Genomic DNA, 24,545 nt, shown 5'->3' with positions numbered 1-24,545 from the left:
AATATATCTACTGGTACAACCATGAACGATCAAAAGAAAAATTGGCTGGATTAAGTCCAGTAGAATACAGAACTCAACCCAGCCAATCAGCTGCATAATAAAACTCTAACTTTTAGGGGTAACCACCCAGCCCAGCCGTTTTTCATTATTTAAATTTGCATTCAATCCAAAGGAAATATTGCCTTATTCCAAAGCCTGTTTTAAATCATCAATTAAATCTTCCGCATCTTCAATTCCGACAGAAACCCGAATAAGTCCATCGGTAATCCCAAGCTCATTTCTGCGATCAGCAGGGATGGACGCATGGGTCATTTTCGCCGGTACGGAAATCAAACTCTCCACTGCGCCAAGACTTTCTGCCAATATAAAATAATTTACGCGTTCCAGTAATTTATCAGCCATTTCCTCACTGCCAACATCAAAAGAGATCATTCCGCCAAATCCGCCTGCCTGATTTTTAGCGAGGTCGTGTCCAGGATGGTCTTCCAATCCAGGATAATAGACAGTCGACACCTGAGGATGGTTTTTCAAAAACTGTACAAGCTTTTTCGTATTTTCTTCAATGGCTTCCATTCTCAAAGCCAGTGTTTTGATACCGCGCATTAACAGCCAGGAATCCTGCGGTCCGAGTACAGCTCCAGCAGAATTTTGAATAAAATGAAGACGCTCAGCTAACTCCTCAGTTTTCACTACAACTAAACCGGAAACAACATCACTATGTCCGCCAATATACTTCGTGGCACTATGCAAAACAATGTCTGCACCAAAGTCCAACGGCTTCTGCCAATAAGGTGTGGCAAACGTATTATCGACAATGAGAAGCAAATTGTGCTTATGAGCGATTTCCTTCATCTTTTTAAGATCTGTTATTTTTAACAGCGGGTTTGTCGGCGTTTCGATAAATAAAGCTTTCGTATTTTCTTGAATGGCTTCTTCTACTTTTGCCGGATCGCTCGTGTCGGTAAAACTATGCTCCAGCTTGAATCTATTCAATACATTTGCCATCAGACGGTAACTCCCGCCGTAAACATCGTCTGTCATAACAATATGATCATCTGATTCTAACAGCATCATAACAGAAGTAATCGCAGCCATGCCGGAGCCGAACGCAAAGCCAGATTTTCCATTTTCCAAATCACTGATGACCGTTTCCAGTGCATGCCTTGTTGGATTTCCTGTTCTTGAATATTCGTAGCCACCTCTAAGGTTCCCTACACCATCCTGCTTATATGTGCTTACCTGGTAGATAGGAACAGAAACTGCACCTGTCTCCTTATCCCCGGAAATGCCGCCATGAATCATTTTTGTTTTATCCCGCATTTTGTTCTCCCCTCACTCCACTGAATAAATATTTTTGCTTAAATAACGGTCGCTGCCATCCGGAAAGATAGTAACAATGTTCGTACCCGGCTGGGCAGCCTTTGCTTCCTCCAAGGCTGCAAACATAGCAGAACCTGAGGAACTTCCTACGAGCAGTCCTTCTTTTTCCGCGAGTTCTTTCACAAGCCGAAACGCATCATTATCACTTACCGTATGAATTTCATCCATATGATCGGGCTCCATATATTCCGGTAAAAATTCCATACCAATCCCTTCTGTACGATGAGGGCCTGGTTCACCACCTGCTATAATCGAGCCTTCAGGTTCAACAATAACCGTTTTTACATGCGGATGCTTTTGTTTAAAATACTTCGCACTGCCAGTAAAAGTACCACCTGACCCTGCACCTGCAATAAAAACATCTACATGGCCATCTAGATCATTCCAGATTTCCGGTGCAATTGTCCGAAAGTATGTTTCCGGGTTAGCTGCGTTTTGAAATTGATGAGGGGTATAACTATTTGGAATTTCGCTTACAAGCTCTTTTGCCTTCTCAATAGCCCCAACCATTCCTTGATTTTTTGGCGTGTGAACAATTTTTGCACCCAAAGCTTTCATAATCATTTGCTTTTCTTGACTGAAATGCTCCGGTACACAAAAGATGACGGAAAGATCTTTATCAAGTGCCGCCAGAGCCAGTCCGATACCGGTGTTTCCAGCCGTTGGTTCAATAATGGTCCCGCCATCTTTCAGTACACCTCTTGCTAAAGCATCTTCAATTAATGCAACCCCGAGTCTGTCTTTTACGCTTCCTCCTGGGTTGAAAAATTCAAGCTTGGCAAATAAACGGACCCCTTCAGGAATAGAAAATTTGGTTATTTCCAGTAAAGGGGTATCTCCAATTAACTCATGGGTGGAATGATATAATGTCATGATTTCTCCTCATTATCTCTTACTAATTTAAAATACTTCATGCCAGCCGTTTTTATTATTCAACATATCGCGGGCAATCTCTTTTGCACCTTCCAGACTATGGTTAGCAGCCCATCCGCATTGAACTTCATTGCAAGCAGGTACTTCATCCGCTTTAAGCACATCGTTCAGCGTTTTTTCCAAAGCTTGCGCAACATCTTCATACCTGTCATTATTTAAAATGGCAAAGTAAAATCCTGTCTGACATCCCATTGGGCCAATATCAAGGACATTATCGATATGATTTCGGACATTTTCTGCCATTAAGTGCTCAATGGAATGTAAGCCAGCCATTTCCATATGCTCTTTATTTGGCTGTTTAAAACGAAGATCGTATTTATACACTTTATCTCCGTTCTCACCTTCAGTAACACCAACAAGTCGAATGTACGGTGCTTTTACTTTTGTATGATCCAGATTAAAGCTTTCCACATTCATTTTTTCAGCCATTCGTAACCTCTCCTTTATTTTTTAGTTGCCACTACAAGCCAGGCAAAATCATTCATCTGCCTAAATGTTACCTCAAATCCATGTAAAGTAAAAATGTTTCGCAATAGTTCAATCGTCGGGTAATATTCCCGGTCCAAATCCGCTGCTAATTCAAAATAACCATTGTCTTTCGCTTCCTTGATCACAGACATTCTGTGTATATCAGATGTAAACATCGTATCACCAAAAACCACTTTTCCATTTTGCGTCAGTTGTTTCGCAAACTGTTTAATGGCAATTTCTTTTTCGGAATCTGTTAAATGATGGAATGCAAATGTACTTACAATGGTGTTCACCGGTGTTTCCACCTTTGGATAATCAATGAAATCTCCTGTATATAAATGAAGTGCAGGAAGTTTTTCTTTCGCCATTTCCCGCATCGCATCGGAAGGTTCAATTCCGATAACATGATTATCTGCTTCCAGCAATTTTTCCGTTAGGTTACCGGTTCCGACCCCAAATTCGAGAATAGTACCGGGATTGGCATGTTCCACTACCGCTTTTAATATCCCATCATAGTTTTCAAATACTTTGGCATACTGTGCATCATGGCCTGTCACACTAGCATCATACGTATCTGCCCATCCATCGAAAATATGAAGAAATTCCCTGCCCATTTCATTCAACCCCACTCTTATTTATTTAATCACAGTAAATAACTATGGATAGTATGAATTATATGTATAAGCATACTATATGTTACTTATTTATGAAAGGAAATAAAATGGGTCAAACTCCCGCCTACACTATAACGTTGAAACGTTAAGCGATGGGAGTCTGACCCAAAAAGCATTTAAGGTATTATCTGTTCTGCGGGAATAAACGCTCAATCGCATTTCCAATTTGGTCAAAGAAACCTTCAACAGGCTCTCCATTATTTATATCATCTGCATAGTTATTCGTTAAATCGAAAAAGTCTGGGTTTGTTGTAACATATACATTGTCGATGTCACTGTCAACAGACTGTACAACTTCTGATATTTCTTCCTTTACATCATCGGATAGCTGATCATCAAAACGATCGTTATTTTCATTATTAGGATTGTTACGGCTTAGATTTTCTGTTTTGTTTTGTGCGTCCTGATCATTTCCATCATTGGTATGACGGTTTTGATTATTTTCCGCACCTTGGCCATCACGATCATTTCTGTCTGAACGATCAACGTCAAGTCCGGCAGCTACATATGCATTATTTTCCGTCGTAAGCACATAAGCACGATCAATCTCATCCACCTGTTCGGTTATCTTGTCTGCTGCTTCATCTGCAACCTCGTAATTGTTGTTGTTGTTACGATTGGTATCATCACGTTCTTGCTCACGCTCTGAAGTTCTTCTCATGCCGTAATCCCGCGTATCATTCATTCCATCGTTTGTATCATTGATACGAGTCTGCTCTACATTGTTGTTATCCCCATTATCACCCATTGTACCATCTTGATTATTTCCATCCATTGCACATCCCGCAAGTGCAAGGACAAGCACAGATAACACACTAAAAAGTTTCCATTTCATTTTTTACCCTCCTTACGAGTTTGGTTTTAGTATGCAACCGTGCTTTATAATTATTCTTAAGAGAAACAAAATCCTTTTTATGGTAATAACACCATATTTGTTTACGACAATATATATAACTTAGGGATACAATAGGTAATGACCCTTATTCTTTTTAAGGAGGGGAAATATGGATATACCTGACTACGATAAAGCATTGTATTATACACTTTGGGGGCAATGGGATGATTTACTCGTATTAATGGTACGCACAAATGACGATTTGCTTTCAAAAAAAATCCAGTACTTCCTGAACGCTTATCACTACTCGCTGGATCAAAGCACAATCATTGATTCCCACGATAGCCTTCTTTTTTATTTAGACCATGCAATGAAACAGGACCCAAGCATGGTGATGAAGGTTTAAAAACACTACTCTCTGCCATTTCCATCACAGAAAGGAAAGGAGCATCCCTTTCCTTTCTGATTACCAGTTATTTTCCTATTCTTTTTAAATAATCATTTATATAAATATAATCTTCATCGAAAACAACAAAAACGGCCAGAATAAATTTCCTATTTCGTTCCAATGTTTTTTTACTCACGTCCACTTTTTTCAATAACTCTTTGATCGGCAGCTTTTTCTTTCGGTATACATATGTACGCAAAGTGCTATCTTGATAAAGGATCCTCGCAGTATGAACTGCCGATTCTCGAGCATCCCGGTGTTTAGGTGCTATTTTTGTCAGCTCTTTCAGTGACAGCTTATACATACCCAGCTTTTCTTTATATTCCATAAGCTCTTCTTTAAGTTTTATCCAGTCTTGCTCTTGCATATATCTATTTTTCACAGCTGTTATTTCTCTTGGATTTTCCATTTTTTCCGCATCATAGGTTTCATCCAGTGAAAAAAAAGGCTGTTTTCGCTTAATATAACGGATATAGTCAATGACTTTGCGCTTAACTACAAGCTTAGCAAAAGATAGAAAGGAACATCCCCGATCAGGGGTATAGGATAAAATTGCTTCATTAAATGCCCACAATCCGATACTGAATTCATCATCTTTTTTTGGGTCTATAAATCGTTTGCACACTTCAGAAACACAGGTGGCGATAAATGGCTGATAGGAATGCAGCAGAAAGTTTTGAATAGATCCATCACCTTGCTGTGCCGATATAATCATTTCCTCCAATGAAATACTTCTTAAAGGTTCGCTTACCACCAAGGGAATCACCTCCGGCTATCTTCAATTTTTTCTCTGTTTTTATGCAGATAAGCTTGTTAAACCTGAAAAGTTTTTTATACAAGCTTGTCAGCTTTGATTTATCTTAACCTACAATGGCCGGTAATACCATCACATTCGGATAACAATCTGTTTAAAATATATTTACTTGATGAGTGAAACTTGAAATATAATTGAGTTAACTAAGATTTTGTTCTTTTTCGTTATAAATAGATGGATGCATGCAAATATGATTCAGAGGCTATTTATCTTGGCTCTTTCAGCTTTCAGAGATAGATTATTCAAATGTTGGGACTCAGTGCAGCGATAAAAGACTAGAATTCAATGTAAAGGCATCATACCCACTCATCAAACAAAAAAGACCGTCCTATAATCAAATAGAACAGCCTCTTTCCTATTTAAACACTTTTTAAAATGTCATCTGCAGAGTAATAAAGTTTCTCTTTAAATTTAATGGTTCCGCCTTTTACGTAAACATCCCGTCCGTTCCAATCAACGGATTCAATATCCTCCGCAGGGCATAGTATATACTCATCTTCCGTGAAATTTTCACTGTTTTGGATCACGATATACCTCAGTTTCCAATAGTCGGTATCAAAAATGATGTCTTTAATCTGACCGAGTTTTCCATCATCCGCATGAACACGGCAGTCAATTAACTCATCTTCACTGCGAAGTTCTGATTGTCTCTCTTCATACGGTACTGCGTCTTCCTCATTAACCTGCCTTGGTTGCGGCTGGACGTTAAATGTAGCCAGCGGCCGGTCTTCCGGACCCCAAAGCATGCTGCCCATCCAGTATCTGCTCCAGCCATAATAACCGATTAAGGTGTTTTCCGTATCTCTTGTAAATGCTTTGTTTTCAGGTACAGAAGGACTGTTTCTCACTGTCTCCTTATCATACCCTACATGCAGTATTTTCTCTTGATTCTCTATTTCTTTAAATGATTCCGGTGATAAAAGAACCCTTCTTCCCGGAAGCCACTTTCTCGTGTCCACGATCGCATAACGTATGGCCCATTTATGATCATCAAAATACAAATCCTGGACCTTTCCCATCTCTCCATCTGTCGCTTCAATATTATATGTTTTTAAATCAGAAGTGAATGCATACATATTTACCGCCTCCTTTTAGCAGTTTATATAATATACATACCCTATGATTTTCTGCTGTAAACGAAGACAGCAATAGATTATCTCCGTTCGTAGTAATAATCAATCGGAACAAACAGACCTACTCTACCTTCAATATCATGGTTTAATGTAGCAAAAACAACCCCAATCACTTCCCCGTCATGATTAATCACCGGACTGCCGCTATTCCCTCGGTATACTGGGGCTTCCAGCATAAGCACGGGCTCGTCCCAGCTGCTCAAGTGTGTATAACCAGAAATTGTACCTTCATTGGCAATTCCATTAAACATCAATGGATTTCCGATAAAATAAATTTCTTCGTTTTCCTCAAATTCCGTTTCGTCCGCCAGCGTTAAGTATGGCAAATCTTCCCCGTCCACTTCCAAAATAGCCAAATCAATGTCGGGATATAGCTTGGTCACTTCTGCACTAAACAACCCAATTTCCGGAAAAGCAACCGTTATCTCTTCCTCCCCTTCAATAACATGATGATTTGTCATGATTGTTCCATCTTCAGAAATAGAAAACCCTGTTCCCCTGGAGTCCATGGTTTCCACGACAACAACCGATTCCTTATATGTTTGGATATCATACTGGCCGGAAAGCCTTGCAGAAGTCTGCAGGAAATCAATGGCAGGAATGGAAAACGTCTGTGGTACCAGCGCAAAAACATTAAACACCATCGCAATCGCAATCAGCCAAAACACCCATTTGGGAAAGGGACGCTTTGGCTTTTGCTCGTCTTTTTCCCGCCTTGCCCTTTCCAGTGCTTTTTTTCGCTCTTCTTCTACAAGCTCATAAAGCTCTTCATCATCAAATTCCTCGTACAAATCCTCATCTATAATATCATGGTCTTTTCGATCATCATTTTGCATACGGTCACCCGGCCTTTAGCGATTATACAGCGGCTTGACCTAATCTGCCCTGCTGCATCTGATACATTTGATAATAGAGACCCTTATCACGCAACAATGTTTCGTGATTTCCCTGTTCTTTTATCATACCACGTTCCAGTACAAAAATAATATCAGCTTGCTGTATAGTTGATAGACGATGTGCAATCACCAGCGTCGTTCTGTCCTTCTTTAATACTTCAAGTGCCTGCTGAATCACGACTTCTGTTTCCGTATCAATATTAGCAGTTGCCTCATCTAAAATTAAAATGGCCGGATCAAATGCGAGTGCCCTTGCAAACGAGATTAATTGTCTTTCTCCGAGGGAAAACGTGCTGCCGCCCTCTGTTACTGCCGCATCGTACTTATTCGGCAGTTTTTCAATAAACCGGTCTGCGCCGACTGCTTTCAAAGACTCAATGGCTCGCTCTCTCGTAATGGCAGGGTCATTCATGGTTACATTGGATACAATGGTCCCCGAAAACAGAAATGGGTCCTGTAAAACAATTCCCATGTGACTTCGGACCTGCTGTCTGGACCATTCCTTTGTGGAACAGCCATCAATCGTGATTTTCCCTTTCTGCGGGTCGTAAAAACGGAATAACAGATTCATAATCGAACTTTTCCCCGAACCCGTATGCCCGGCAAACGCAGCAGTTTGACCGGGTTTAATTTGAAACGAAATGTTATTCAGCACGTAGTCCGGTTCCTCATAAGCGAATGTTACATTGTCAAACAAAATTTCACCCTGAAATCTTTTCACCTTTTCATTTACAACATCTTCTCCATCATGATCCAGCAGTTCAAACACTCGATTGCCCGCAGCCCTTGCCTGTTCAATTAATGGAAGCTGGTTAATAATGTCTGTTACCGGTTCAAATAATCTGTTTAGATAATCAACAACTGCATAAAGCAATCCGATAGAAACTATTGTACCCGGTTCAAATGAGCCGGAACCGAAATACCAGATAAAAGCTACAAACGTAAGGTTTCGGATAACCGTCACTAGATTATAGGAGGTAATTGCACTTAATTTCACCAGCTTTTTCTGAAATGTATAATGGCGTGTATTTAATACCTCAAATTCCTCTTTTGTTTTATCTTCCTGCTGAAACGCCTGAATAACTTGCATTCCCTGGATCGCCTCATTAATATTTGCATTTATTTCACTGTTGGTAGAACGAATTACTTTATTATATTTGGAACCAAAGTACTTATACACCCTCATCCATACAAAAATAATCGGTATGAGCCCCAAAGCCATCAGCGCAAGTGTCGTATCCAAAATAAACAGTGCGACAAAAATCCCTGCCATATATACAATACTTGCCAGTACAATGGACAATACCCTTTCATAAAGATCCCTGATCGCCTCGGTATCATTCGTAATTCTGGCAACAATCTTTCCTGCCGGCTGATCCACAAAATAATCCATTGGTATGCGCTGGGTATGCTGAAATAAGTCATTTCGCATTTTTTTAACAATTTGATTCGAGGACTTTTGTAATAAAAATGTCTCAAAATACAGAAAGAAACCAGATAATAAAAGCAATACCATATACAGGGTTAATAAAAGCAAAATTGGTCGCTGTTCAGGCTGAAAGAAAGGATAGATTTCTAATAGAGATAGCTCCTCCCCTTCATAAGTCAATGATTCTTCTGCCGTAGTGATCGTTACTGTACCATCCTCTTCTGCATCCCTGCTTCCCGTTAATGGCACCGGCTCATCAATAAAATAGTAAGAGGTGCCAACCTGCATAACAGTAACAGGGTCACCAATTGTTTCATCACCCTCATCCAGCCTGCTCTCTCTTTTATAGAAATTGCCCTCATATAGAACAGTATATCTGTCTTTATCTACAGCTACTTCATGCCAGGCACCCTCTACACCGACAATATGGTCATCAATAACTGTTTTTGCAATCAGAGGGCCTGCCAGCTCGAAGGCAACCGAGATAATTAAACAGACAAATCCGATTAATATCCCTTTTTTATAGTGTAAAGCATAATCGAATAGCCTTCTTTCAGTTGATTTATTCATCCTTATTCACCTCCGCCCTCTGGCTGCCCTTCTGCTGCTGGTTATATTGCTCTTTATACCAGCCGTTTATAGACATCAGCTCTTTATGGTTTCCTTCTTCAATTATTTCTCCATCTTCGAGTACAATAATGTGGTCTGCATGCTTCACTGCAGACATGCGATGAGCTGCAATAAAAGTCGTTTTATTTTTACGTTCTTTCCTTAGGTGATCCAATATCCTTGTCTCTGTCTTGCCATCCACTGCTGACATGGAATCATCAAGAATAAGAATTTCCGGATTTTTAATAAATGCCCTTGCCAGCGCAACCCGCTGTTTTTGCCCACCGGATAATGTTACACCGCTTTCTCCCACCTCAGTGTCCAGACCGTTCGGAAGCTGTTTCATATCATCCAGAAAATGAGCAAGCTGCATAACCCGGTATATTTCCTCATCACTGGCACCAGGTTTGCCGAACTGGATATTTTCCCGGATTGTTTTGGAAAACATGATTTGATCCTGCGGTACATAGCCAATCCATGAGCGGAGTTCATCCAGGCTGATATCCAGTAAATCCACTCCGGAGATATAAATCTTCCCTATCACATCCGGGAATTGTCTGAGCAATAATTTAAACAGGGTGGTCTTTCCTGCCCCGGTTTTTCCAACCACACCAATGGTTTCACCTTGTTTCACGGTTAGGGAAAACTGTTTTAATTGCTTTCTTTCCGTATTTGGATAGGAAAAAGAAATGCTGTCAAAAAGGATTGAATAAACATTGGAAACTTGTTTCGGCAGCTCCGTATCTTTTATATCCGCTTCATAGTCAAGCGTATGATTCACCCGATCCAAGGAAGCATTTCCCCTTTGAAGTATATTAATCAGCTCGCCAACAGCAAACATCGGCCAGATCAGCATCCCCAAATATACATTAAATGTAACGAGGTCGCCCAATGTTAATTGGTTTTCAAACACCAAAAATGCACCATACCCCAATCCGATCGTGTAGGACAAACCGACAAGAATTTTCATCGTTGGTTCAAATAAAGCATCTATTCTTGCCACCGCCATATTTTTCTCATATACATCCTCCGTCATTTTTTGAAAACGTGCACTGTCCTGTTCTTCCTGTACAAATGCCCTGATCACGCGTACACCGCGGATGGATTCCAATACATCATTATTCATTTCTCCAAAAGCATCCTGTGCTTTCGTAAAACGGGCATGGATTGCAGCACCGTATTTCTGCATGACTACAGCCATGATCGGCAGCGGAACGAGAGCCGCCAAGGTGAGCTGCCAATTTATCGTGAAACCCATCATTGCCACAATCATCAGCATAAAAATACTCGAGTCAACCAGTGTTAACACCCCAAAACCCGCCGTTAAACTAATCGCCTTAAGGTCATTTGTGCTTCTTGCCATCAAATCCCCTGTCCGGTATCTGCCAAAGAAAGTTGGCGTCATGCTGAGAAAATGATCCATCAAACGGCTCCGGGTCCACCTTTCCAATATAGCCGCCCCGCCAAACAGGGTATAATCCCATAAAAAAGAAATCGCATAATGAGCAATAGTCAATGCAAGAAAAGCCATAATGATTGCTGTTAAAAGCTGGCTCGTCAGCGTATTAAATTGAATATGGTCAATCGTAAACCCGACAATTTGCGGAGGAATAAGACCAATCGCACTTGCCACGATCAGGGCAATAATCGCAAATATATACCTCTTCCAATAATATTTAAAAAACCAGTCAAGCTTCTTAAAAACCTGAAACATACTTTTCACCTTCTTTATCTCTCTCTTTTAAAAAACTGTATAAAACGCAAAAATGCATACGCCAATGACTGACGTATGCATTATAAAAAAACAGCCATTCACCAAATCTTTAAGTGAATGCCGATGCAAGTTTTTTATACTTTCTAAACGGGCTAAACATTAAAGTGTGCACCAGCTCCGAAAATATTAAAAAGGTCACAGCATGGGTGACCTTCCTACACCGAAGCTATACATATGAATAAATCAATAAAGCTTTCCCGGGAAGGCCACAGAAATAATTAAGTTGTTTTTTTTGGATTGCTGATTATTATTTTGCATGATTCGCGCCCTCCATTCTTTTTCATTTCCAGGATAATTATATTATTGGAAAATTTTAAAGTCAACACTTTTTTTATTTTAGTAATATTTTTAATAAAAAAATACTGCGGTTAGAGTGAACCAAAACACCGTTTATAAATTGGAAATAGACAACAGAAGCACGATTTAATCCAAAGTTCTTTTAAAGATTCCGTGGCAAAAAAAGCTTTTTACTTTGGAAAAGTTGTTTAAGTAATTACTAAGCAAATATCCACAATACAAATAGTCGTCAATAATACCTAAAGTTTCGTACAATCCAGCTTTACCTCTTATTGTAATCTTTACAGCTCGATAAGAGAGCTTTTCAATCCAACATAGATCAAACGGGTGCTAATCTGTAAAAAGACCAGCGCCCCTTTTGCATATAAAAGCCATTAGCGTAATATAAGTTTTTTGACACAATTCAGTAGATAAATGACTTTTGGTCACCCCGCAGATGAATGGTCGATTTCTGCAGCAAAGTACGTTTTTGTCAGGTCTGCAAAATCATGTAATTGAGGTGTGAACCATTTGTTTTTGTGTAGAGCCATTTGTGTAGTTAATACGGGCATTTTTACGTCCCAATTTAATTCCACTAATAAGCCTTCTTCTAAATCCTCCGCAACGGCCATTTCTGGAAGCATAGCAACTCCTAAATTGGCGATTACGCATTTTTTGATAGCTTCAAGACTTACAAATTCAAGCGTGTTTTTCGGTGATACTTGATATTCGTGAAGCTTTTGTTCAAACATAATCCGGTAAGAGCAGCCTTTCTCTGTCAATAAGACCGTTTCTTCTTGTAAATCACCTGGTAGTACGGCAGGTTTTGAAACTAATGTGTTTGATGGTGAAGCAATTAATATAAGTTTCTCTTGTAATAAAGGATTGGTTTCTAAATAAGGATTTGTTTTGTTTGTATCCATAATAAAAGCTAGATCTAATTCTCCCTGCAGCAAAGACTCTGTTGCACTTTCGTCAGAGTGAGCAGGTTTAAAAATCAAATTTACAAGTGGATATTTTGATTTAAATTCTTTAAGAAGTTCAGGTAAACGATACGTGCACTGGCTTTCCTGTGCCCCTACAATAATTGTTCCTGTTTTCTCCCCGGCATCAATTGCGGTGCGTGCTTCATCTGTTAAGTGAACAATCTGGTGGGCATAACGTTTTAATTGGCTTCCCGCCTGGGTCAAAACAAGTTTCTTCCCAAGCCTCTCAAAGAGAGGTGTTTCCAGATCTTGTTCCAGAGATTTGATTTGAGCCGTGACACTGGACTGAGCATATTGAAGTTTGGCGGCCGTTTTCGTGAAGTTCATGGTTTCGCTGGCAACTAAAAATGTTTGTAAATATTTATATTCCATATATATCTCCCTCTCAATAATCGATAAAAGTGATTGATATCATCAAAATTATCAGCTTTTATAATCGATAGGCTTAGTTTACACTAAATGTAGTTCAAAAACAACATGAGAGAGGGGAAGACAAAATGAAAAATCTATTACTTATTTATGGTCATGACGTATTTCAAAGAACAAGGGGGCAATTAACAGATTACATGATTGATCTCATCAGGGATAAATTAAATCCCCATTTTGAACTGAAGGAAACAAATATTTATAAAGGTTATAACATCAAAGAAGAAATTGGAAAATTTCAATGGACAGATATTGCGCTCATACAAACACCTATTTATTGGTTTAGTATTCCGGGCAATTTAAAAAAATACTTCGATGATGTGTTTATTCCAGATGTATTTTTTAAGAAGGCTAAGGGGTTTGGGCGAGGTGGTTTACTTACTCAAAAAGAATACATGCTTTCCGTTACATGGGGAGCGAATATAAAGGTAGTTACCGTGAGTCAGGATAGCTTTTTAGAGGGGGACTCCGAAGATCAGATATTAGCTACCATATATAAAATATTTGAATACTGCGGTTTGAATCGTTTACCGTCTTTTTCAATTTATTCAGCGATGAAAAATCCACCTTTAAAAGAGTATAAAAGTCAATTACAAGATTACCTTCAACGTCATATCATCAAAGGAGAAGAAAGCAATGCTCTTTAACATGTTGAAAGACAGGAATTTCAGAAACTTTTTCCTTTCTGATATTATACAAGGGTTCGGTGTTGGCATGAGTACGATCGGTGCAAACTGGTATGTACTTGATCAAACAGGTTCAGCTGCAGCAGTCGGGTTTTTATTAGCACTTAATCTTTTGGCAGGATTTCTATGTTTTCCTCTTGTAGGTTACTTAACGGATCGTTTTAGTCGAAAACAAATCATTTTCTGGGCACATGTTATACGTGCCATCTTAATTTTTACCATCACTTTTATATTTTTTATCGATGGATTTAGCATGATTTATATTTATCTTTTCACCATCATTAACGGTGTTGGATGGACGGTCTATATGTCTGCTTCAAGGAGCTTAACCCAAGAGATTTTAACAAAAGAGGAACTTGTGAATGGCAATTCGCTTATTGAGATTAGTTTGCAGGTCGGAATGTTTTTCGCAGGTGCTGTCTCTGGAATTCTCTACAAATACTTTGGTTTTGAGTTCATTCTGCTCATGAATGCATCTGCATTTCTGCTTAGTAGTATCTTTTTAATGCGTGTCACTTACCGTACCAAAATCAATATTAAAGAAAAAGAGGAATCTTTTATACAGAGTTTCAAAAGTGGAATTGGTTACTTAAAAAGCAAACCAATGTTATTCCTATTTGGACTAGTTTCCATCATCCCGTTAACTGCAACCATGGTTTTCAATGTTATATTGCCGGGTTATGTTCAAGATTTATTACAAGCCGATTCTGTAGTCTTCGGTACAGCAGACATGTTTTATGGGGTCGGGGGATTACTTTCAGGTTTTTTAGCTGCTCCAATTGTTAAGAAATTAACTAAAGCCTATACCATTGCGATGTTCTTCAGTCTTGCTACCGTGGTAATGGTATCTCTAGCCCTTCAACACCATGTTACTTGGTTATTTTTAGGAAGTATGTTGATTGGTCTTTCCAATTCGTCCATAAGAATACAAATGAATGCACTCCTGATGCAATTGGTATCAGAAAGGTACATGGGGCGATCTATGTCTGTCTGGATGGGAATTTCTCTATTGTTACAATCAGTTTTAGCTTATAGCATTGGTCTCGCAATTGACTTTACCCATGCAGGTATTGGATTTATCTTAATGGGTGGCCTGATGCTTATAGGCATTGTCTTATTTATCTCTGTCCATCACTCCATGTCTAAATCAAAAGTGAAAGAAATTACTGTTGTACAGTCACAGTCATAAGTTTATATAGAAGGGAAGAAGTTGTTGTGAAAAAAAGAATGAACCACGTGGTAGCTTTAGTTGAACCAAGCTTTTATGGAGTTGACTTTGTAAAATCGGCTTTTAATAAAGGTCATATAGTAGTAGTTATTACCCATTCCGAGAAGAATCCTAATAAATATGGTTACGAAGGGTATTATCATGATCTCATTATGGCAGACATCCGAAATGCGCAATCTATATTTAAAGCAATTCAGGAGTCGCCCTATAATCAAAAATTGGATGCTTTAATACCTGCTACAGACTTTGCATCACATATAACGGCAATGGCAGCAGAGAGACTAGGCTTAAAAAATATCACCTATGATGCAGCGGTAAAGGCTAGAAATAAAGATTTGGCGAAAGAAGCTTTTAAGAATCATAAGGTTCCTTGTGCAAAGTATCAAATTATAAAAAGCTATGAAGAAGCACTAACAGCTATTCAATATATAAAATATCCGGCTGTTATTAAACCAACGAATGCAGCAAGTAGCCAGGGTGTATATTTAGTAAGGAACGAAGAGGAATTAAAAAGTGCATTAAAGAAACTGTCATTGTTCAAACAAAGCTATCTTGGGTTTGCTGTAAGGGATGAGTATTTGTTAGAAGAATACCTTGAAGGACAAGAGTACAGTATTGAGCTTTTTCTGGAAGAGGGTAAAACACTTATGAGCGTTGTCACGGAAAAAACTATCAGTAATCCACCTTATTTCGTTGAAACCGCCCATGTCATCCCTGCAATGATTGATAGGGATACAGAGGAAAGGCTCGTCAATGCTGCTGTTCAAGCTCTTCATGCCATTGGCCTCATTAACGGTCCGAGCCATGTAGAAGTAAAGATGACAAAGGAGAGGCCCAAAATCATTGAGATTAACGGTAGACCTGGAGGAGATCAAATAGCTTCAGATTTATTAATACAAGCTAAGGGAATTAACATTTTTGATGCCACAATTGATTTTTATCTAAATATGCCTATTGATTTAAAAGCAACCAAGAATAAAGGATCTGCAGTTGCTTTCTTGACTGCAGAGAAAGAAGGGATTTTAGAAAGATATACGAATATCGAAAATTTGAATAGTCATTCGGGGGTTGTTCGAACAACATTTGAAGTACAGTCAGCTGAGAATATATACAAACCAAAAAGTTCTGATGATCGATTAGGATATATCATTACAGTTGGCGATACTCCTGAATCAGCAAAGAATATTGCACTAAGCTTGATTAATTCAATAGAAATTAAGTATAAGACAGAATTTTCCTTAACTAGGCATAGTAATTAGGTAACGGAGTTAGCATTGTAGTTATTGAGTGGCGAGACCATTCAAAAGAAAACGTATGTTAAAGAAAATGCCATAACCGTTATTTTAAATATCTTAATAGATCATGTAATTTTGACTATGCAACACTCGGTCTGACAGTGTATTTTACTCTCTAAAAAACCCTTATGTTTTCTGGTAAAACCTTTAATGCGCCAAAGGCAAATATGCAGGTAAGAAACCTCTTACCTGCATATATAATTTTTCATCTACCCCACCACGTGAACGAAACATTTTCAGGACTTTCTTAACAAGACTTGATCACCGCATCATGGACATCTTGCAAACCTTTTCCCATGCCGGATTCGACTGCTGCTGTATAAGCGCCTTCTACCAGTGGTGCTTCCACAAGTCTTACATCTTCTGTTTCAGCCATTTCGATGGCCATTTCCGCATTCATTTTTGCACTGCCAATATCGTAGAAAAGCAATACACCTTTGCCGTTGTTTGCATTTCTGATGGCATTCATTATTTTATCTATACTTGTTCCAATGTCATTTTCATCTGTTCCACCGGCCAGCTCAATTGGAACAACCTGTATCACTTGCCGAATCAGATCCTTTAGCCCCTCAGCTATTTTGGGACTGTGGGAGATCAGCACGATACCTACATGGGACATGTTAGGCATCCCCCTTTAAAACTTGATCAAGTGCATCGAAAATAAGAAAAGATGAAAAGGCTCCCGGGTCGATATGTCCAATCGACTTCTCCTTAAAATAGGAAGCTCGTCCTTTTGTAGCCATCATTTCTTTCGTATCTTCCACAGCCTGTTTCGCAACCTCGAATAACTGAACTGATCGAAAACCTCTTTCATCCTTGAAGTGTTCAGTTACTGGCTGCCAGACGTCCACTATGGTTTTTTCCCCTGCAGCCGATTTCCCACGTTGTTTCACACCGACTACTGCTGCTTCAAGTCCTCTTGTAAATTGCTCATAATTTACGGAGCGGCTTCCTTTTACTGCCATCGAAAATTTTAGAAATGCAGTGCCATATAGCGGCCCGGCAGCACCTCCGACCTTGGCCATTACTGTCATCGCAATATCTTTGAACACAGCAGAAACATCTTCATAGTCCTGTGACGTTATTTTATTCACTGTCTCCTGGAAGCCCCGAGCCATATTAATGCCATGATCCCCGTCTCCTATTGGCTGATCAAGAGATGTCAAATAATCTTTATTTGCTTGTATTTTTTCATTGACTATTTCAAACCATTGAACTAAATCCTTTACTGTAAGTTCCATGCTTAACTCATCTCCTTAGCTGCGAAAAGCTAGTGCGTTTGATTCGGCATCCAATAATGATTTCAGTTCATCATCCAATTTCAGTATGGTAACAGAACAACCAGCCATTTCCAGTGATGTCATGTATTCTCCGATTAACGTTTTATATATGTTCATTCCTTTTGCCGCTAATATTTTATTTACTTTTTTGTTTATGATGTACAGTTCCATTTGCGGTGTAGAACCTAATCCATTAATCATGACCGCAACATCACTGCCGTTTCCAAAATCAAAATCACGAAAAATTTTATCGGTTAATTCTGTTGCAATCTCATCCGCAGATGCAATTGGCTTTCGTTCTATCCCGGGTTCACCATGAATCCCGATGCCAATTTCCATTTCTTTACCTTGCAATTCGAAGCTTGGTTTACCCGCAGCGGGCACGATACACGGCGTCAGTGCCATTCCTATGGAACGCACATTTGCAATTACCTTTTCCGCCGCTGCTTTCACTTCCGCAAGCATTGCACCACTTTCTGCTTTTGCACCGGCAATTTTATGAACAAAGATGGTTCCAGCAATCCCTCTTCGTCCGCTGGTAAATGAACTGTCTTCTACTGCCACATCATCATTTACAATTACTGTTTCCACTTGAATTCCTTCTGCCTCTGCAAGTTCTGCCGCCATTTCAAAGTTAAGCACATCACCGGTATAATTCTTAGTAACTAATAGTACGCCTGTACCTCCATCAGCAGCTTTAATTGCTTCAAGCACTTGATCAGGAGTTGGAGAAGTAAAAACCTCACCGGTTGCTGCCGCGTCAAGCATACCTTTCCCTATGTAACCCGCATGTGCCGGCTCGTGTCCACTTCCACCGCCGCTGACAATGCCAACTTTACCTGTAACAGGGGCATCGCTTCTGGCAAGTACCATCGTATCCGGTATCTGCTTAAATGCATCAGGATGAGCTGTTATCATACCTTGTACCATATCCCGTACCACTTGATTTGGATCATTAATTATTTTCTTCATCCGCCTTCTCTCCTTTCATCACTTCTATTATACAATATTTCCCTAAAAAAAGAGGTCAACCTTATCTTTATTGACGAAGATAATGCAGACCTCTCGTACGAAATTATTTATTTGAATGTTCTGGCTGCTTCTACAGCCTTTTTCCATCCGGCGTAAAGTTTATCACGTTTTTCGCCTTCCAGTTTATCTTTAAAAGTTTTCTCGTTCTGCCATTGTTTTGCAATTTCTTGTTTGTCTTTCCAAAACCCGACAGCTAATCCAGCTAAATAGGCAGATCCTAAAGCTGTTGTCTCCCGAACCACCGGCCTTTCTACCGGAACACCGAGCATATCACTTTGGAATTGCATTAAAAAATTATTTTTAACTGCTCCGCCATCCACTCTTAATGTTTTCAGATCAATACCGGAATCTGCAGTCATGGCATCTAACACATCCTTTGTCTGATAGGCCAACGATTCCAATGCAGCACGGATAAAGTGGTCTTTCGTTGTACCACGCGTTAATCCGAATACGGCACCTCGTGCATCACTATCCCAGTACGGTGTACCAAGACCCACAAATGCAGGTACCATGTATACACCGTCTGTCGCGTCCACATTTGTTGCAAACATTTCACTTTGCGGTGCATTTTCAATGATTTTCAACCCGTCACGCAGCCACTGAATCGCTGATCCAGCAACAAAAATGCTGCCTTCCAGCGCATATTCCACTTTTCCGTCGATACCCCAGGCCAATGTCGTAAGCAAACCATGTTCTGAAGCTACACCATTTTCACCGGTGTTCATTAGCATGAAGCAGCCGGTTCCATACGTATTTTTTGCCATCCCTTTTTCAAAGCACGCCTGCCCGAATAGTGCTGCCTGTTGATCACCGGCAATACCGGCGATTGGAACCTCATACCCAAAGAAATGATAATCCACGGTATTTGCATACACTTCTGAAGACGGACGAACATCCGGAAGCATACTCTTTGGAACGGTTAAAATATCGAGAAGCTCCTCATCCCACGTAAGTTCATAAATGTTAAACATTAACGTTCTCGAAGCATTCGAATAATCGGTAATATGCGTTTTCTCTCCAGACAACTTGTAAACAAGCCATGTGTCCATTGTGCCAAAAAGCAGTTCTCCATTTTCCGCTTTTTGCCGGGCACCATCCACATTGTCCAATATCCATTTTACTTTTGTGCCGGAAAAATACGGGTCAAGCAATAATCCCGTTTTCTCTCTGAATAAATCGTTATGGCCAGCTTTCCTTAATTCTTTACAGATACTATCAGTCTGTCTGGATTGCCAGACGATAGCTTTATAAATCGGTTTTCCGGTATTTTTATCCCATACCACTGTCGTTTCCCGCTGATTTGTAATACCGATACCGGCAATTTGAGCGGGGCTTACATCAGCTTTTCGCAGCACTTCAGCTATGCAGCCAAGAACAGAAGTCCATATTTCATTCGCATCATGCTCCACCCAGCCGGGTTTTGGAAAAAATTGTTCAAACTCTTTTTGTGCCGTTGCAACAATCTCTCCTAGATGATTAAATAGTATGGCACGAGAGCTGGTAGTTCCCTGATCAATGGATAAAATAAATTGATCATTCATGTTCATTCCCCCCTATACAGCTTCATTTTGATTATTTTTCTGTGATAAATTGGTGTTTTTCAATTCAGCACTGGCAGCACCAATTAGGATGATAGCTACAATAACAGTAAATAACCAAAATATCACGGAAAAGTCTCCTAAGAACATGGCATTATAAAAAACTGCACCATATATACCGCCAATAATAGGCCCAACAACTGGAATATAGGCATAGCCCCAATCAGACCCGCCTTTCCCCGGAATTGGCAAAAGTGCATGGGCAATTCTTGGGCCAAGGTCACGCGCTGGATTTATCGCATACCCTGTTGCACCACCCAGAGACATACCAATCGCTATAATTAATGCACCAACAATAAGTGGGTTAAGCCCCTCGGTAAATTCATTTGCGCCAATGAACATAAGCCCCATCAAAAGTACAAATGTACCAACCATTTCACTGACTAAATTGGCGAAAGGACTGCGAATCGCCGGTCCTGTCGCAAAAACCCCCAGTTTAGCCCCCTGATCATCGGTTTCTTTCCAGTGCGGCAAATAATTGAAAAAGACAATCGCAGCACCAATGGTTGCACCAATCATCTGTGCTGTAATATACACCGGAACCTGTGACCATGGAAACTCTCCTGCAGCCGCAAAGCCTAATGTTACTGCCGGGTTAATATGTGCACCTGAAAAATTGCCGACTGCATATACACCCATAGCAACACCAAGTCCCCATCCAATCGTAATAACTACCCAACCAGCACCTTCTGCCTTTGATTTCTTTAAAACTACGCCACCTACGACACCAGCACCTAAGATAATGAGAATCATCGTACCAATTAGCTCAGCCAGAAAGACTGACATCCGTAATACACCCCTTTTTTATTAATCGTTAATTGCCAGATTCCAAAAGCAAAATTCGCATACAGACTTATTGCCAAGCTTACCCATAAGCTAAGCTGCACTATTATTTTTGTAAGGATAAAATGTTGCCGGGATGATATAAATGAATAAAGTTATGACTGGAAATATACCTATTACAGCTATTGATGATATGCTCCCGCCGATCTTTTTTAACACTAACATTCCGGCTGTGCATAGTTCTATAACACTTGTTATTGACTGTGCCTGCAAACCTTTTTTTGCCGTGCTTGCCGTTTAGTTAATTGTGCAGCTTATCCAACTTATATCTATGAAAGTTTGGCTGTGAATATACCTTTTATAACTTTGATAATTGCTGGTGGCAACCTAATTATGTTCGTCTGCAGGTGTTGGGGTTCTCTTTCTTTTTATCTCTTAATATATTTGACTGATGCATATCTGAGTTCAGTCCAATATCATTTTAAAGAATAATATGAAGTTTGATTATGTATAAGGAAATAAACCCGCCCCCTAATAGACACACTTCCAACAGGAAAATTCTATTAAAGTACGGGTTATCTCCTCCGCCGTGTTTCGGATAATGGCAGTGATCATTTTCCTCTATCAAACGCACATTTCAAGGGCTGCAAATAATCCTTGAAAATTATTAGTTTGTTAATTGCTGTGAAGCTTCCAGATGGTGTCGATTTTTAACCATTCCATGCGGATCTATAACAAATTTCCTTGAAGCTCCGCCATTGAATGCTTTATAGCTGTCAGGAGCCTGATCAAGTGAAATTACGGTAGCATTCACAGCCTTAGCAATCTGCGCTCTTCCACTTAATATTGCCTTCATTAAATCTCGATTATATCTCATAACAGGTGTTTGACCGGTAACAAATGTATGTGCTTTAGCGAAACCTAAGCCGAAACGGATTTTTAGTGTTCCCTCTTTTGCATCTTCATCTGCTGACCCAGGGTCTCCGGTTACATACAAGCCAGGAATCCCCAAGCGTCCGCCGGCTTTTGTCAGTCCCATAATGGAGTTCAATACAGTAGCAGGGGCTTCTTCTGCTCCTTCTCCATGACCACTCGCCTCGAATCCTACCGCATCAATGGCACAATCCACCTCCGGAGTGCCTAGGATTTCCTCAATTTGCTCACCGGGATCATCATGCTCACGTAAATTTATCGTCTCACAGCCAAAGCTTCTTGCCTGTGCTAATCGTTCTTCGATTAAATCCCCGACAATTACTGCAGAAGCGCCTAACAATTGGGCAGAATGTGCAGCTGCCAATCCTACAGGACCCGCTCCGGCGATATAAACTGTGGATCCAGTTTTCACTCCTGCGCTTACAGCCCCATGATAGCCGGTCGGGAAAATATCGGAAAGCATAGTTAAATCAAGTATTTTTTCCATAGCTTGATCTTTATCAGGAAATTTCAATAATTGGAAATCTGCATAAGGAACCATTACATACTCGGATTGACCGCCAACCCATCCTCCCATATCAACATATCCATAAGCCGATCCGGGACGATCCGGATTTACATTTTCACAAATATGTGTATCCTGTTTCCGGCAGCTTGGACAACGACCGCAAGCAATGTTAAATGGAACGGATACTAAATCCCCCTTTTTAATAAATTCCACATCGCTGCCTGCTTCGATAACTTCACCGGTAATTTCATGCCCCAATACCAATCCGCTTGGCGCAGTTGTCCGTCCCCTCACCATATGCTGATCACTGCCGCAAATATTCGTTGAAACAACCTTAACAATCACCCCATGGTTACATTTCCTGCCCACATTTAATGGGTTAACTCCAGGACCATCGCGCAAAACAAGATCCGGATAACTAATATCCCGAATCTCTACTTCTCCTGGTTTCACGTAAACAACTGCTTTATTTCCTGACATGTTACCACTCCTTTTAATTGAATTGACAAGCATTTTCTGTTACTAACTATATTATATATTACTGAAAGTTTCAATGGTTATATTAATTGCAAATAAATAGATTTTTTGACTGAATTCGACAGTTTCATCCGGAATGTTCGGATTTTTTAGCGAATCTTGAGAACTTGGCACTTAAAATCTCTGCTTTTTTCTATGTTGTAGTTATGGTCTTAATAATTTTCCATGAAAAAATGACTCCTGTATGATAGAGTCATTTTTGCATATATATCTTTTTTACCATATAGCGTTTCGTTAATGATCCTTTTTATGTCACTTCACTTTTACATCATTTTTATGTTCCACACCTAAATGAACCATCTTTTCCACTTTTTCATAAGGCACATTTGTCGAACGGGATATTTCTTCAATAGAAACGAGAGGGTTTTTCCTGATAAAACTTTGCACTCTATCAGTCTCTGTCAGGCATGTCATGCAAAGCATAAACGGACTTCTTTCCATTGGTTGTTGACATAAACGGCAATTGCGAACCAATTCTCCCATTTCCTTCACCCCTTATTTATTTTGTAACACCATTATACAATAATCTACAAATACAAACAATAGTTTTGTGTGAATTTTTTGTTAATAATCCTTTTGTCTTAGTGCAAAGGGTTCAAGAGTAAATGGAACAATGTAACCCCTTTAATTTACCGCTTAACAAAATGTATTATTTATTGCTGCCTGTCAATTTATAATATGTTTCTTATTACCAGCTAAGTTAATTATTTTCAGAATGACAGTTTTTTAATATCCGGGAGAAGTAACCTGTTTGTTATGTTGGTTCAGATTTGATGTAATAAGAATAAAAACATATAATAATATAAAGAATTCAGCAAATACAACAAGGTTCAATGGAAATTGATCCTCCTGCTATCCCCAAAACTAAAGTACTTACACTAAAGGAGCTGTAATCTATGCATCTAGAAGAAATGCTTGCTTATAATAGGAAATTTGTTGGAGAAAAAAGTTATGAAGCCTATCAAACCGATAGTATACCAAATAAACGAATGGTTATTTTCACCTGTATGGAATCCCGTCTCATTGAATTGCTTCAGCGAGCTTTAAACCTGGAAAATGGTGACGTGAAAATGGTAAAAAACGCAGGCGCAATTATCCGGAAGCCCTTTGACAGTGTGATGAAGAGTATTCTCGTAGCAGTTTATAAATTGCAGGCTGAGGAAGTGACCGTCATTGGACATCATGATTGCGGCATGTCGAATGTGGACACAAATGCATTAACAGAGGAAATGGCAATGCGCGGAATTCCGGTTGATACACTGAATGCTCTCGAACATGCAGGAATTGATTTCAATGAGGAATTTCACGGATTTGATACAGTGGAAGAATCTGTGCAGCAAAGTGTTAACATTATCCGAAACCATCCCCTCCTGCCAGCAGAAGTCAAAGTACACGGCCTCGTTATCGACCCGGGTACGGGAAAAGTAGATGTAGTGACGAAGGATGAAAGTAACGAAATGCGTTAAGGTGCTTTAAACATTCTTGAAAAATTATTCTCATGGACATTTCATCAGCGGCTTCAGATCTCTGAAGGGCAGATAGAAAAGCTCTATCTGACCTGCACGGTAATTTCTAACTTCT

25 protein-coding genes are annotated in these 24,545 nt (G+C 39.7%); 7 read left to right on the top strand and 18 right to left on the bottom strand.

Annotated features, from left to right (window positions below; all coding sequences use genetic code 11):
• A partial coding sequence (locus tag ACDX78_RS06870) for an IS3 family transposase (protein WP_486026446.1) occupies nucleotides 1-98 on the top strand: 98 nt, incomplete at its 5' end.
• A gap of 85 nt (nucleotides 99-183) precedes the next feature.
• Here ACDX78_RS06870 and ACDX78_RS06865 read toward each other — a convergent pair.
• The 5 genes from ACDX78_RS06865 to ACDX78_RS06845 form a co-directional block, all read right to left on the bottom strand.
• Entirely contained in the window at nucleotides 184-1,320 is a 1,137-nt protein-coding gene (locus ACDX78_RS06865; RefSeq protein ID WP_486026433.1) for a bifunctional cystathionine gamma-lyase/homocysteine desulfhydrase, read from the bottom strand.
• Nucleotides 1,321-1,332: 12 nt separating this feature from the next.
• A complete protein-coding gene (locus tag ACDX78_RS06860) occupies nucleotides 1,333-2,253 on the bottom strand; it encodes a PLP-dependent cysteine synthase family protein (RefSeq protein WP_486026432.1) in 921 nt (306 codons plus the stop codon).
• Between the two features lie 27 nt (nucleotides 2,254-2,280).
• The gene (locus tag ACDX78_RS06855; RefSeq protein ID WP_486026430.1) at nucleotides 2,281-2,742 is read right to left on the bottom strand and encodes an S-ribosylhomocysteine lyase; all 462 of its coding nucleotides are present in this window, start codon (nucleotides 2,740-2,742) and stop codon (nucleotides 2,281-2,283) included.
• Nucleotides 2,743-2,756: 14 nt separating this feature from the next.
• Nucleotides 2,757-3,398 (bottom strand): class I SAM-dependent DNA methyltransferase, encoded by a 642-nt coding sequence (locus ACDX78_RS06850; RefSeq protein ID WP_486026428.1) that lies wholly within the window; start codon nucleotides 3,396-3,398, stop codon nucleotides 2,757-2,759.
• Nucleotides 3,399-3,582: 184 nt separating this feature from the next.
• Nucleotides 3,583-4,293, bottom strand: coding sequence for a YhcN/YlaJ family sporulation lipoprotein (locus tag ACDX78_RS06845; RefSeq protein ID WP_486026426.1), 711 nt, complete (start codon nucleotides 4,291-4,293; stop codon nucleotides 3,583-3,585).
• Nucleotides 4,294-4,462: 169 nt separating this feature from the next.
• On the opposite strand from ACDX78_RS06845, the gene ACDX78_RS06840 reads away from it, so the two are divergent.
• Nucleotides 4,463-4,699 carry a YhdB family protein gene (locus ACDX78_RS06840; protein ID WP_486026425.1) on the top strand — a complete coding sequence of 79 codons (237 nt, stop codon included), beginning with the start codon at nucleotides 4,463-4,465 and terminating at the stop codon, nucleotides 4,697-4,699.
• Between the two features lie 67 nt (nucleotides 4,700-4,766).
• On the opposite strand, the gene sigI is transcribed toward ACDX78_RS06840, so the two are convergent.
• The 6 genes from sigI to ACDX78_RS06810 all read right to left on the bottom strand — a co-directional run bounded on the left by sigI (nucleotide 4,767) and on the right by ACDX78_RS06810 (nucleotide 13,030).
• Nucleotides 4,767-5,498, bottom strand: coding sequence for an RNA polymerase sigma-I factor (sigI, locus tag ACDX78_RS06835; protein WP_486026423.1), 732 nt, complete (start codon nucleotides 5,496-5,498; stop codon nucleotides 4,767-4,769).
• Nucleotides 5,499-5,914: 416 nt separating this feature from the next.
• Nucleotides 5,915-6,631 (bottom strand): PRC-barrel domain-containing protein, encoded by a 717-nt coding sequence (locus ACDX78_RS06830; RefSeq protein ID WP_486026422.1) that lies wholly within the window; start codon nucleotides 6,629-6,631, stop codon nucleotides 5,915-5,917.
• 77 nt (nucleotides 6,632-6,708) lie between these two features.
• Nucleotides 6,709-7,524, bottom strand: coding sequence for a S1C family serine protease (locus ACDX78_RS06825; RefSeq protein WP_486026420.1), 816 nt, complete (start codon nucleotides 7,522-7,524; stop codon nucleotides 6,709-6,711).
• A 22-nt stretch (nucleotides 7,525-7,546) separates the two neighbouring features.
• The gene (locus ACDX78_RS06820; protein ID WP_486026419.1) at nucleotides 7,547-9,583 is read right to left on the bottom strand and encodes an ABC transporter ATP-binding protein; all 2,037 of its coding nucleotides are present in this window, start codon (nucleotides 9,581-9,583) and stop codon (nucleotides 7,547-7,549) included.
• On the bottom strand, nucleotides 9,576-11,336 hold the full coding sequence (locus tag ACDX78_RS06815; protein ID WP_486026417.1) for an ABC transporter ATP-binding protein: 1,761 nt from the start codon (nucleotides 11,334-11,336) through the stop codon (nucleotides 9,576-9,578). The genes ACDX78_RS06820 and ACDX78_RS06815 overlap by 8 nt, the downstream gene beginning before the upstream one ends.
• 782 nt (nucleotides 11,337-12,118) lie before the next feature.
• Nucleotides 12,119-13,030, bottom strand: coding sequence for a LysR family transcriptional regulator (locus tag ACDX78_RS06810; RefSeq protein WP_486026415.1), 912 nt, complete (start codon nucleotides 13,028-13,030; stop codon nucleotides 12,119-12,121).
• Nucleotides 13,031-13,155: 125 nt separating this feature from the next.
• Between ACDX78_RS06810 and ACDX78_RS06805 the strand changes: the two genes are divergently transcribed.
• The 3 genes from ACDX78_RS06805 to ACDX78_RS06795 are packed head-to-tail and all read left to right on the top strand — an operon-like array spanning nucleotide 13,156 to nucleotide 16,257.
• On the top strand, nucleotides 13,156-13,731 hold the full coding sequence (locus ACDX78_RS06805; protein ID WP_486026413.1) for an NAD(P)H-dependent oxidoreductase: 576 nt from the start codon (nucleotides 13,156-13,158) through the stop codon (nucleotides 13,729-13,731).
• On the top strand, nucleotides 13,721-14,959 hold the full coding sequence (locus tag ACDX78_RS06800) for an MFS transporter (RefSeq protein WP_486026411.1): 1,239 nt from the start codon (nucleotides 13,721-13,723) through the stop codon (nucleotides 14,957-14,959). The genes ACDX78_RS06805 and ACDX78_RS06800 overlap by 11 nt, the downstream gene beginning before the upstream one ends.
• 26 nt (nucleotides 14,960-14,985) lie before the next feature.
• A complete protein-coding gene (locus ACDX78_RS06795) occupies nucleotides 14,986-16,257 on the top strand; it encodes an ATP-grasp domain-containing protein (RefSeq protein WP_486026409.1) in 1,272 nt (423 codons plus the stop codon).
• A gap of 283 nt (nucleotides 16,258-16,540) precedes the next feature.
• Here the strand turns inward: ACDX78_RS06795 and dhaM are convergent, their stop codons facing one another.
• The 5 genes from dhaM to ACDX78_RS06770 all read right to left on the bottom strand — a co-directional run bounded on the left by dhaM (nucleotide 16,541) and on the right by ACDX78_RS06770 (nucleotide 20,989).
• Nucleotides 16,541-16,912, bottom strand: coding sequence for a dihydroxyacetone kinase phosphoryl donor subunit DhaM (gene dhaM / locus ACDX78_RS06790; protein ID WP_486026407.1), 372 nt, complete (start codon nucleotides 16,910-16,912; stop codon nucleotides 16,541-16,543).
• Nucleotide 16,913: 1 nt separating this feature from the next.
• Complete coding sequence (gene dhaL, locus ACDX78_RS06785) at nucleotides 16,914-17,534, bottom strand: dihydroxyacetone kinase subunit DhaL (protein ID WP_486026405.1); 621 nt, start codon at nucleotides 17,532-17,534, stop codon at nucleotides 16,914-16,916.
• A 15-nt stretch (nucleotides 17,535-17,549) separates the two neighbouring features.
• Nucleotides 17,550-18,545, bottom strand: a complete 996-nt coding sequence (dhaK, locus tag ACDX78_RS06780; protein WP_486026403.1) for a dihydroxyacetone kinase subunit DhaK — start codon at nucleotides 18,543-18,545, stop codon at nucleotides 17,550-17,552.
• 107 nt (nucleotides 18,546-18,652) lie between these two features.
• A complete protein-coding gene (glpK, locus tag ACDX78_RS06775) occupies nucleotides 18,653-20,146 on the bottom strand; it encodes a glycerol kinase GlpK (protein WP_486026401.1) in 1,494 nt (497 codons plus the stop codon).
• Nucleotides 20,147-20,158: 12 nt separating this feature from the next.
• Nucleotides 20,159-20,989, bottom strand: a complete 831-nt coding sequence (locus tag ACDX78_RS06770) for an MIP/aquaporin family protein (RefSeq protein WP_486026399.1) — start codon at nucleotides 20,987-20,989, stop codon at nucleotides 20,159-20,161.
• A 142-nt stretch (nucleotides 20,990-21,131) separates the two neighbouring features.
• Here ACDX78_RS06770 and ACDX78_RS06765 point away from each other — a divergent pair, with 142 nt between their 5' ends.
• Entirely contained in the window at nucleotides 21,132-21,287 is a 156-nt protein-coding gene (locus tag ACDX78_RS06765) for a hypothetical protein (RefSeq protein ID WP_486026397.1), read from the top strand.
• 366 nt (nucleotides 21,288-21,653) lie between these two features.
• On the opposite strand, the gene fdhA is transcribed toward ACDX78_RS06765, so the two are convergent.
• Together fdhA and ACDX78_RS06755 are read right to left on the bottom strand one after the other, a co-directional pair.
• Nucleotides 21,654-22,907, bottom strand: coding sequence for a formaldehyde dehydrogenase, glutathione-independent (gene fdhA / locus ACDX78_RS06760; RefSeq protein WP_486026395.1), 1,254 nt, complete (start codon nucleotides 22,905-22,907; stop codon nucleotides 21,654-21,656).
• Between the two features lie 309 nt (nucleotides 22,908-23,216).
• Entirely contained in the window at nucleotides 23,217-23,447 is a 231-nt protein-coding gene (locus tag ACDX78_RS06755; protein WP_486026393.1) for a hypothetical protein, read from the bottom strand.
• A gap of 413 nt (nucleotides 23,448-23,860) precedes the next feature.
• Here ACDX78_RS06755 and ACDX78_RS06750 point away from each other — a divergent pair, with 413 nt between their 5' ends.
• Nucleotides 23,861-24,430, top strand: coding sequence for a beta-class carbonic anhydrase (locus tag ACDX78_RS06750; protein WP_486026391.1), 570 nt, complete (start codon nucleotides 23,861-23,863; stop codon nucleotides 24,428-24,430).
• Nucleotides 24,431-24,545 lie beyond the last annotated feature (115 nt).

This window comes from Virgibacillus oceani (genome assembly GCF_041521345.1).
Taxonomy (GTDB): Bacteria; Bacillota; Bacilli; order Bacillales; family Amphibacillaceae; genus Virgibacillus_N; species Virgibacillus_N oceani_A.
Note: the sequence above shows the minus strand (reverse complement) of the source record. Positions and strands in the feature narration are given on the sequence as shown.